Annotated in this window: 10 protein-coding genes; 3 read left to right on the forward strand and 7 right to left on the reverse strand. The window is 61.9% G+C overall.

The features are described from left to right. The first annotated feature begins 430 nt into the window (after nt 1–430). Together NKJ15_RS32375 and NKJ15_RS32380 are read left to right on the forward strand one after the other, a co-directional pair. Entirely contained in the window at nt 431–688 is a 258-nt protein-coding gene (locus NKJ15_RS32375) for a hypothetical protein (protein ID WP_031211977.1), read from the forward strand. Nucleotides 689–772: 84 nt separating this feature from the next. Beyond that, entirely contained in the window at nt 773–1,366 is a 594-nt protein-coding gene (locus NKJ15_RS32380) for an SOS response-associated peptidase (RefSeq protein WP_352819757.1), read from the forward strand. A gap of 91 nt (nt 1,367–1,457) precedes the next feature. On the opposite strand, the gene NKJ15_RS32385 is transcribed toward NKJ15_RS32380, so the two are convergent. Further along, nucleotides 1,458–2,003 (reverse strand): group I truncated hemoglobin, encoded by a 546-nt coding sequence (locus tag NKJ15_RS32385; protein ID WP_352819759.1) that lies wholly within the window; start codon nt 2,001–2,003, stop codon nt 1,458–1,460. Between the two features lie 665 nt (nt 2,004–2,668). Then, nucleotides 2,669–2,992, reverse strand: coding sequence for a hypothetical protein (locus NKJ15_RS32390; RefSeq protein WP_352453636.1), 324 nt, complete (start codon nt 2,990–2,992; stop codon nt 2,669–2,671). Nucleotides 2,993–3,486: 494 nt separating this feature from the next. Here NKJ15_RS32390 and NKJ15_RS32395 point away from each other — a divergent pair, with 494 nt between their 5' ends. Further along, nucleotides 3,487–4,104: a cupin domain-containing protein gene (locus NKJ15_RS32395; RefSeq protein ID WP_352453637.1), complete on the forward strand. Its 618-nt coding sequence runs from the start codon at nt 3,487–3,489 to the stop codon at nt 4,102–4,104. A gap of 333 nt (nt 4,105–4,437) precedes the next feature. On the opposite strand, the gene NKJ15_RS32400 is transcribed toward NKJ15_RS32395, so the two are convergent. The 5 genes from NKJ15_RS32400 to NKJ15_RS32420 are packed head-to-tail and all read right to left on the reverse strand — an operon-like array spanning nt 4,438 to nt 9,643. Continuing rightward, complete coding sequence (locus tag NKJ15_RS32400; RefSeq protein WP_352819761.1) at nt 4,438–4,956, reverse strand: flavin reductase family protein; 519 nt, start codon at nt 4,954–4,956, stop codon at nt 4,438–4,440. A gap of 27 nt (nt 4,957–4,983) precedes the next feature. Next, complete coding sequence (locus tag NKJ15_RS32405) at nt 4,984–6,402, reverse strand: FAD/NAD(P)-binding protein (protein WP_352819763.1); 1,419 nt, start codon at nt 6,400–6,402, stop codon at nt 4,984–4,986. After that, the gene (gene ssuD, locus NKJ15_RS32410; RefSeq protein WP_352503581.1) at nt 6,399–7,574 is read right to left on the reverse strand and encodes an FMNH2-dependent alkanesulfonate monooxygenase; all 1,176 of its coding nucleotides are present in this window, start codon (nt 7,572–7,574) and stop codon (nt 6,399–6,401) included. The genes NKJ15_RS32405 and ssuD overlap by 4 nt, the downstream gene beginning before the upstream one ends. Before the next feature lie 33 nt (nt 7,575–7,607). Next, complete coding sequence (locus NKJ15_RS32415) at nt 7,608–8,855, reverse strand: SfnB family sulfur acquisition oxidoreductase (protein WP_352772557.1); 1,248 nt, start codon at nt 8,853–8,855, stop codon at nt 7,608–7,610. Beyond that, entirely contained in the window at nt 8,852–9,643 is a 792-nt protein-coding gene (locus NKJ15_RS32420; RefSeq protein WP_352819765.1) for an ABC transporter ATP-binding protein, read from the reverse strand. Before NKJ15_RS32420 ends, NKJ15_RS32415 begins: the two co-directional genes overlap by 4 nt. Nucleotides 9,644–9,737 lie beyond the last annotated feature (94 nt).

The raw sequence follows: 9,737 nt of genomic DNA on the forward strand, positions 1-9,737 counted from the left end.
AAGATCGCAGAAGGTGTCGTACTGGTGATGGCCCGCGTCGATGAAAGGCAGGCCGGCGCCGCGCATACGGTGCTCCGGAGTTTCGCGGAGATGCCTTCCGGGCCGATGAAGAGGAGCGCTTTGCCAAGTTCAAGCCGGCTCCGCGTCCGATCTGGTGCCCGATGAAGTTTGTTTCGCGAAACGGCAATTCAAACCGGAGGCGCCCGACGAAAGCTTGGCAAACCAACACTTTGGAAGCATGCGGGCTACTTGCCGTCGTGTTGTCCTTTATTCTTACCGTTCTGTTGGTTGGTCTCATCCTTGGCTGAACCCATGCCCTTGCCACCGGCGACACTATGCCCGGCAATTGGCGAAGGTTGTGGCCAGTTCGAAGGATTAAACCATTCGTGCTAAGCGTTAATAGCTTGTAGCCATAGGAGAGGACGCCAACGTGGACAAACGGGCTGAAGGAGACGCGGAGAAATTGGCTCGAGGCGAGTTCGAGCTCAGAGCCGAACGATATGGTGTGAACGCCTTTCTTCTCGTTGTCGAACTCGTAAATCTGCTGGAAAAGCGCGGAACGATCAGCAGCGACGACGTCGCCAAAATAGCCGAGGCCGCCGCACTTGCCGTTGCCGCATCCAGCGAACCCGACGTGAACAGCATCAATCTGTTGCAGGCCATCGCTGCCGCACGCCGGCCCAAATAGGCTTATATCAAATCCGCCAGCAATCGGCGCCAACCGATAAACGCTATGTTGAACTGATCTCGGTCGAGCGTACGGAGCCTCTCCATGTGCAATGACTACGAGCAGCACATCGCCTGGGCCGAATACTGCCGGATGATGGAATCGCTGGCGCTCAAAATCCCCAGCCATCAAACCGAACTGGATCTGCCGCAGGCGGATGACATCCACATCAACGACCCCGCACCTGTAATGCGCGCCGCCGGCGACGCAATCGAACTGGCGTCGATGACATTCGGCTTTCCCCCGGCCGGGCCAAAAGGCGGACCTGTATTCAACTTTCGCTCGGAGGGCCGGCAGTTCAGCAACAGCAAGCGCTGTCTCGTTCCGGCGTCGGCATTCTTCGAATTCACGGGAACGAAATATCCAAAAACCAAGCACAGGTTCACACTGAATGGCCAATCGTTCATGGCGATTGCCGGGCTGTGGCGCGAGGGTGTCGGCAACAAGCCGCCGACGTTCACGATGCTGACGACCGATCCAGGCCCGGATGTCGCGCCATATCACAATCGGCAAGTGGTTGTGCTGCGGCCATCGGACTGGGCGGCCTGGATCCACCTGACGAGATCCGAGGCTGAACTCCTGCGGCGGTTGCCGGAAGGGTCGCTCAGAGTGGAGACAGTTCGGGCAGGTTCGGAGTAGGAACCATCGGAAAATTGCGCGCTGAGCTGCGGCCGCGCCTCACGGCGACGCGCGCCATGCTCAGAACGAATGCCCGCGCGATATAAGCGCTTCAGCCCCGCTTGACGTAGCCGGCGGTGACCTCGTCCTTGTGGGCGGCGAAAGCTTCCAGGACTTCGGTTTTCTCAGGCTTCGGAATCTTGAAATGATCCAAGGTCCGCCCGAGTTCGGCTGCGACCTCATCGAATTCCGCGGGGGAAATCCGCAGGTCGCGATGCGCCTCCTCGAGGCCGAGCGGCGTCGTGCCGGGCTTGGTGGCGACGAACTTGAAGGGCCCGCCAGAAACGTCGCAGACCCACAGCGTGCGCATGAACTTGAGGCCGGGCAGCCTTTCAAGGTTCTTGGTGTGCCATTTGCGCAGCTGCGGATTCTTGGACTTTTGGCCGACGATCGGGTTCCTCACGACGGCGTCGCTGAAATGATCGATCACCGCTGCGATGGCGAAAACACCCCCCAGCCGCTCATACAGACTTTTCTCAGATGCGGTTTTCTTCGTCTGCGCGAGCGCCTTGTCGACAGGCAATACCGACGTCGATGCGGCGGCCAGCGCCAGCGCGGCGACAACACTTCGTCTTGTGAGAGAAGTCGAAATTTTCATCCCTGGTTCCCTTCGAGGTTAGGCCAGAGCGAGCCGCAGCCTGTCTGGCGGGCTTCATGAAATGACATTCGGACACTTTGCCGTATTTTAGCATCGCCTAAAGAACTAACGAGCCCTTCGCCCGAATTATTCCGATTGGGCGGCATTGCCGTGGTCAACATGCGTCAAAAGGGGCGAAGGCCGCGCGGATGAGGAAGTGTTAAGCACGCGTCGCTGCACGCGGCAGAGGTCGCGAAGCCACTTCGGCCGCATCTGTGCCCCTGACCTTGCGCATTTTCCTTCTGTGTCGTGTTGTCGGCGGCAATCAGCCCCGGTAGGGGGCGTACAATCGCTTCCCGCGGCTTTGCCGGCTGCTTGCGGCCAATAGCCTGTGCTTTTCGAAGATCGCGAGCTTCTGCGGATAGGTCATCCGCACCTTGGCGTTGCACCCGTCGCATCTGAAGTGCGCGATTGTTCTTAGTGCAGAGCCCTTTCTTACCGCCGGATGCAAGCAATCCGGACATTCGAATGTGAGCGCGACATCCGATAAGTCTTCGGCTAAGCCCATTTCCGTCCCCTTCGCAAGCTCGGTGGCTACACTCTGGCGATTCTCAATGAGCAATTCAGATGCCAATCCGATTGTGCCAATGCGGGACTAGAACAATTCGCCTCGGAACGCCGCCTAGCTAGTGCGCCTTCTCTGCGCCTTTTGAGCGACGAAGAGACCTAACTTCCTCCAGCAGTTCGCGCTCATTGGTAGTCACGTTTCGGAAGATTGCGACAATCATCACCGCCAAGGCTTCGGCATCCAGGCTTAGAGGGTCAATGTGCTCATCTGCGCAAACCTGATCAAACACGCGTTCACAAATAGCCAAATCGTGAGGGCTGAGGCGAGTGCGATTGAAACGCCGGCGCGACATTTGCGAGCCTTCGACGCCCGCCGCCCCGTTGCAAAAGAAGCGGGCCTTGGCAAGAAACGCGAGTCGTTGAGTGGTTGTTCCCGGCTGCAAGCTTTGTTAAGCCGCCTGCAGCAGGGCAGACTGGACGCGCATCATGGCGCGTGCGAGCGGAGCTGTGCCTCGACCTTGGCATTTTCCTAGCATGGCGAGATGCTTGGCACCTCAGGCATTTTCGGGCGCCCGCCCGAACGGGGCTGGCCGCCATGCGCGGGCCGATCTTGGACGGCTGGACCGTTGGACTCACGTCAGACACAGTAGCCTGGGGGCAAGACTGCTTCGAACTCTAAACGGGGGCCGTCAGCTACCCATTTGACGACGCGGAGGAGCCACGCCTTGCGCTGCTGGCACTCGTCATCGCAGCCAATGCCACCGCGACACCTAGTTCCAACGCTTGAAAACTCTCCCTAGAGGGTTTGGCATCATGAACAGTCTTCTTTGGCGGCAGGCGCTTTAGCTCGCTCGAAACTTGGTCCGTGCCGTAAGTCGGTACATATGCTATAGTTAATATTGGGTCGAGGGGACGACCATGAAAGGGAGGACCAACCATGAAGCCGCATTCCCTCAGCGCCCGTCGTATTGGCCTGCTTATATTCTCGGTGTGTGCTTTCGGGCTGATGACGTCAGCCTCAATGCCCGCAGACAGCAAATTCGCCGTCGAGCCGGTGGTTGAGAAAAAGGTGAAGGAACTGCCCTCCGGACCGTTGTACTGGCGGCTGGATAATCTGCCAACGCTGGCGCAAGCCCAAAGCGTTGCGGGCCCGACCTCGCTTGCGGCCGAGGTCGCAGGCAAGGTCTGGCTGTTCACGCTTGGACCGAAGGATGGCTCTACGACCGGCGGAACCAAGGTCGTCGAGATCGGACCGATCCCTCCGATCAGCGCAAGCGAGTATTTGCTGCGTGTCAACCGCGCCGGTGGAGCGCCCGGCGTCAAGACGAAGATCCATACGCATCCGGGACCGGAGGCCTTCTATGTGCTGGCCGGCAAGCTCGGCCAGAGAACGCCCCACGGAGTGACCTATGCTGAAGCTGGCACGGCAATGATCGGACACGGGGCCAACACGCCGATGGAGGTGTTCAGCGCCGGCACAACCGATCTCGATGAGCTGGCCATCTTCGTGGTCGACGCCAATCAGCCGTTCTCGTCGCCGGCCAGCCTCGATTGAGGCGACATTTCCCGGGATGATACTTCCGCTCTCCACCTGTTGCAGACAGTCGGCGACCAGTTGACGCTAACAGGTGCATGCTGAATTCGATGGTGCTGCGAGAGAGGATTGAACTCTAGGTATCTATAATAAAATCAACTACTTACGATGAGTTTTGTAACATTGTGACGGGCGACAAAATGGCTGGGAATCACTTCTAGCCTGCGGTTCTGGCTGGACGCCAAAAGACCCGCCTCCCCTTTACTGTTTTCTCTCCAAGGCATTCTAGATCAAGCCTTCATTTGAATGCCTGGACCTTCACCGCGCCGCCAAGCACCAGGAACCGAAATACGTTTACGACGATCCGTATGCGCCGTGATGATAGATCAGCGCCGGGCCCGGCTCTCCGCTCACCACATGCCGGACGCTGCCGAGGATCAGCGCGTGGCTGTGGCGAATAATAGTATCCTCAACCGCGCAGTCGACCGCGGCAAGCGCCTCGTCGAGTGCCAGTGCGCCGCTTGCAAGGCTGGACCAGCGAGCGCCCTCGTAGCGCGCCGACCCCTTCAGGCCACCGCGCCCGGCAAAGCGGTCGGCAATCGCGATCTGGTCGGCACGCAGCACATTCACGCAGAAATGCCGATGCCGGCTGATGGCTGCCCAGGTAGACGAGTTCAGATTGATGCTGACAACCATCACCTCTGGTTCGACCGATAGGGAATGGGCGGTGGTAACGGTTGCGCCCGTCCGTTCGTCGCCAACACCGGCGGTGACCACGGAGACAGCTCCGGCCAGGTGTCGCATCGCAAATTTCAGGGGAACCCGGGTTTCCACTAAGGTTTCCACTAGGGGAACGCGTTCGGTCAGTGTCATCTGGATAGCCTCATCGTGTTTGCAGCTTCACGACGCCTTGCGACGCAACGCCGTTTGGTATCCCAACCATTGGTGAATTTCGGCGGCGATGCGCTCGGCATGTGCGGTGACTTCGGGAATTCCCATCAGTTCGCCGATGCTGCCTCGCGCCAATGGCCCGCTGACGAAAATGCTGTCGGTCGGGCGCCCGGATGTGCCGACCGCACGGCCTTGGCTGTCGGTCTCCAAACCGAGACCAATCGGGTCGAGCCGGACCAATCCCATCCGCTCGAGCGCCGCAATCGCCGTGTTGGTCCGCAAGATATCGGCATGTGCCGGACCTGTCGTCACGATCACTCTGTCGAAAGCCTCGACAACGAGGCTGCGTTGGCCACGCAGCCGCTGCCTGACGCAAATGCGTCCGTCGACCTGTTCGGCGCCGACAATCGTTGCGGCGCGATAGGCAAGCCTGCCCTCGGCAACGCCGCGATCAAGCACGGCCGCGATCTGTGGAGCGAGGCGGAAGCGATGCACGTCCCAGAGCGCACGAAGATTGCGCGCCACACGTCGCTGCTCGGCCAGCGGCAAGGCCTGCCAGATGGTTTGTCCCTGACGTCGGACGGCATCGAGCACCGGATGCCAGTCTTCGCCCCGACGCTTGGCATCAAGGATCGTTACCCGGATGCGCCTGAATAGTGCCGTTGCGCTTCGTGAAGGAAGGGTCGTGAAATCACCAATTGGATCGGCCAGCATCGCGGCTTGGCTGCGCGAGCGATAGCCGTGACGTGACAGCGCGACGATGTGGCCACGATGCCCCTTGCGGTCGAGCGTTGCAATCACGTCCGCCGACGTCAGTCCGGTGCCAACGACCAGGACACGGTCGTCGCGGCCGATCGCTTCCAGCCTCTCGAGATCATAGGGATTGGCCACCAGCCCGGCTGTGCCAGCCACGGACTTCAGGGGCATCGGCAAGGCCGGCGGCGGATGCGTCGTCGCAATCACCACGGCGTCGGCAGCGAGCGCCCCGCCATCAGCGAGGATCAGACTGTAGCCCTCGCCGGTGCGCTCGACCGATGCGACGGCGGACCTGACATGGCGGATCGTTTTGCTGAGAAGGAAGGGCCGGAGATGAGATTCCACATAGCGCCCGAAAACGCGACGCTGCGGGTAGAGTGCTCCGTAGGCGGCAATAGCCTCGGCATCGTCTACAATGGCTCTGGTCTGCTCCAGCCAGTCGGCAAAGTGGCTGTCCTGGCCGGAGATCAGCGTCATTCTCGACGCCGGCACATTGATACGATGCGCCGGATCGGCCGTGGAGTAAGCCAGACCATAGCCGAGCCCCTCGCGGGGCTCGACGACCATGATATCGGATGCACCGGCCGGGAGCAGTCGCGCCAGATGAAACGCAGTCGCCGCACCTGAAAAGCCGCCGCCGACAATCGCTATGATCGGTGCGCTGGCGCTCAAGACTGGCTCGCGCGCAGCGCCGACGGGCGATGGTCGCCGGCCACGGTTTCGCCGAAGGGGCCCATGTTGACGGCCGTCTGCCGCGTTGAGATCTCGTGATCGAGTGGCAACTGCGGCAACACAAGTTCGCCGAAGCGATAGGCTTCCTCCAGATGCGGGTAACCGGACAGGATGAATGTATCGATGCCTATGCGCCGGTATTCATCGATCCGTGCCGCCACCGTAGCCGCATCGCCGACCAGAGCGGTGCCGGCGCCGCCACGCACCAGGCCGACACCGGCCCACAGATTCGGACTGATTTCGAGTTTGTCGCGACGGCCGCCATGCAGCCGGCTCATGCGCGACTGGCCGACGGAATCCATGCGCGCGAAAACCTTCTGCGCCTCGGCGATCGTCTTGTCGTCCAGGCGGCTGATCAGGCGGTCGGCATCGGCCCAGGCTTCGTCATTGGTTTCGCGAACGATGACATGCAGCCTGATGCCGAAACTCACCTGGCGTCCGGCCTTCTCGGCAAGGCCGCGCACATGGTCGACCTTTGCGGCGACGTCAGCCGGCGGTTCGCCCCAGGTCAGATATTTATCGATCTGCTCGGCGGCGACCGCATTGGCCGCCTCCGACGAGCCGCCGAAATATAGCGGCGGATGCGGCGTCTGCACAGGCGGGAACAGCAGCCTTCCGTCCTCGATGCGGAAATGTCTGCCTTCGTAGGCAACGGTCTCGCCGCGCAGCACGGCCTTGTAGATATCGAGGAATTCCCGCGTCACCTCATAGCGCTCGTCATGGCTGAGGAAGATGCCGTCGCCCTTGTTCTCGACCGGGTCGCCGCCGGTGACGACGTTGATGAGCAGGCGCCCGCCCGAAATGCGGTCGAGCGTCGAGGTCATCCGCGCCGCGAGCGTCGGCGACTGCAGCCCGGGACGGACGGCAACAAGAAAGCGCAACCGCTGCGTCAACGGCGCCAGCGCCGACGCCACGACCCAGCTGTCCTCGCAGCTTCGGCCGGTCGGCAGCAGCGCGCCGTAATAGCCGATGGCGTCGGCGGCCTTGGCGACCTGGGTCAGATAGGGCAGGTCGACCGCCCTGCCCCCCTCGGAGGTGCCGAGATAGCGGCTGTCGCCATGGGTCGGAAGAAACCACAGGACCTTGATCCTGTCGGGGATGGCAGTGCTCATGAACAGTCCTCTATGACTTTACGACGTTCTCGCTCAGCTCCAGGCGTGTAGCGGCGGATTGACGTCGTTCAGGTAATAGTTGCCGAGGATCGCGTATTTCCAGCGCACCGGATCGTGCAGCGTGTGGGTTCGGGCGTTGCGCCAGTGCCGGTCGAGATTGTGCTCGGCCAGTGTGGATCGCGTGCCGGCGAGTTCGAACAGTTTGTTGGTGGCGTTGATGGCGATCTCGGTGGTGAGGATCTTGGATTCGGCAACCGCGATCTGCGCTTCCGCGACGGTCTTATCGTTCGGATCGGCCACGGCGCGGTCGACCGCCAGCCCTGCCTTGTCCAGAACGGCCTGCGCCGCATTGGCCCGCAGGCGAAGGTCACCGACGGCCTGGATAGTGTAGGGATCCTGCCAGGCATGATCGACGCCGCTGTCGATCCACGCGCGCGACTTGGTGCGCACGAAGCTGACGGTTTCGTCGATCGCCGCGTTGGCGATGCCGAGATCGACAGCAGCCTGGATGATCTGGAAGATGGCGCCGTCGGCCGTCGGCCGGTCATAGCCCTTGTAGCCGGGGACGAGATGCGTCTTCGGCACTTTCACATTGTCCAGCAGGACTGTTCCGGACAGCGTCGTCTTCTGGCCGAAGCTCGACCAGTCGTCGATGACCGTCAGTCCGGGCGCGCCGCGATCGGCGATGGCATACCAGGCCCGGCCCTCGTCATCGAGCGCCACGATCGGCACCAGATGGGCGAGCAGCGCGCCGCTGGAATAGAATTTCTGGCCATTGACCACGACGTGGTCGCCAGCGTCGACGAATTTGGTCTCGAAGTCGGCCGCCCGCTTGGAGCCGAATTCCGAGAACGCGTTGCCGAACCGCGTGCCGGACAGAACTTCGGCGAAGAGCAGCTGCTTCTGGGCCTCGTCAGAGACGGTGCGGATGGCGGCGACGACGCCGAGATGGTTCTGCGGAATCTGGCCGAGCGACGGATCGGCCGCCGAGATGATGGTGATCACCTTCGACAGCGTCACATAGGAGAGTTCCGGTCCGCCATAGGCCTTCGGCACGTTGATCGACCACAGGCCGCTCTGCGAAAACGCATCGAGCTCTTCCTTCGGCCAGATGCGCTCGCGGTCCCGCCTGGAGGCGTCCTTGGCGAAGTCTGCGGCCAGTTTTTCCGCCACAGCGATCGCCTCGGCGTCGGTCTTGATGACATGCGCTCTGGCCGACGGACGCTCAACCGGGGGGACGGCGCTGCGGATATCGGACGGCTGCTTCGATTGGATGGTCATGCTGCGGTCTCCTGGGGAAAATGTTGCGATGGAAGCGGCGTGCCGCCGAGATAGTAGGTCTTGATGTCGTCGCGCTGGCGCAGGTCGGTGGCCGACCCTTCCAGCACGCTCTTTCCGTTTTCGAGCACGGTGGCGTGGTCGGCATATTTCAGCGCCACTGCCGAATTCTGCTCGGCGACAAGGATCGAAAGATCTTCGTCCCGATTGAGCCGCTTCAAAGCGCTGAAAATCTCGTCGACGATCAGCGGCGCCAGCCCCATCGAAGGCTCGTCCAGCACGAAGAGTTTCGGCCGCGACATCAGACCGCGGCCGATCGCCGTCATCTGCTGCTCGCCGCCGGAGGTGAGGCCGGACCGGGTTCGGCGCTTCTCGGTGAGCCTGGGGAAAAGCGCATAGACGCGGTCGAGGTCGGCCTTGACGCCGGTGCGGGAAGACGAACGCCCGAGCGCGCCGGTCAGAAGGTTCTCCTCGACCGTCAGCGAGCGGAAGCAGTGTCGGCCCTCGAGGACCTGGACCAGACCCTTGCGGACGAGGTGAGAGGGGCTTGCCCTGGAGACATCCTCGCCGTCGAAAGTGATCCGACCAGCGGTAACAGTGCCGCGCTCGGCCGGGAGGAGATTGGATACGGCGCGTAGCAGCGTCGTCTTGCCGGCGCCGTTGGAGCCGAGCAGTGCGACGATCTCGCCTTTGCCGACCGACAGGTCGACACCGTGCAGGGCGGCGATGGCGCCGTTGTAGACGGCCTCCACGCGACTGACCGACAGGATCGGATTTTCCGGGCTGGACATCGATGACTCCGCAATAGGCAGGAAATCGCGGGCCGCCCCGGGGGCCGGCCGGGGGTTTTTGGCGTGAGGTGGGGGCCGCCGGGTAGGCGGGGTT

Source organism: Mesorhizobium sp. M0207, from assembly GCF_040321995.1.
In the GTDB taxonomy this organism is placed as follows: domain Bacteria; phylum Pseudomonadota; class Alphaproteobacteria; order Rhizobiales; family Rhizobiaceae; genus Mesorhizobium.

Bases quoted from the DNA above. Each gene is read 5' to 3' on its own strand.
- NKJ15_RS32380 (WP_352819757.1), top strand. From the start codon at position 773: ATGTGCAATGACTACGAGCAGCACATCGCCTGGGCCGAATACTGCCGG.
- NKJ15_RS32385 (WP_352819759.1), bottom strand. From the start codon at position 2,003: ATGAAAATTTCGACTTCTCTCACAAGACGAAGTGTTGTCGCCGCGCTG.
- NKJ15_RS32395 (WP_352453637.1), top strand. From the start codon at position 3,487: ATGAAGCCGCATTCCCTCAGCGCCCGTCGTATTGGCCTGCTTATATTC.
- NKJ15_RS32400 (WP_352819761.1), bottom strand. From the start codon at position 4,956: ATGACACTGACCGAACGCGTTCCCCTAGTGGAAACCTTAGTGGAAACC.
- ssuD (WP_352503581.1), bottom strand. From the start codon at position 7,574: ATGAGCACTGCCATCCCCGACAGGATCAAGGTCCTGTGGTTTCTTCCG.
- NKJ15_RS32415 (WP_352772557.1), bottom strand. From the start codon at position 8,855: ATGACCATCCAATCGAAGCAGCCGTCCGATATCCGCAGCGCCGTCCCC.
- NKJ15_RS32420 (WP_352819765.1), bottom strand. From the start codon at position 9,643: ATGTCCAGCCCGGAAAATCCGATCCTGTCGGTCAGTCGCGTGGAGGCC.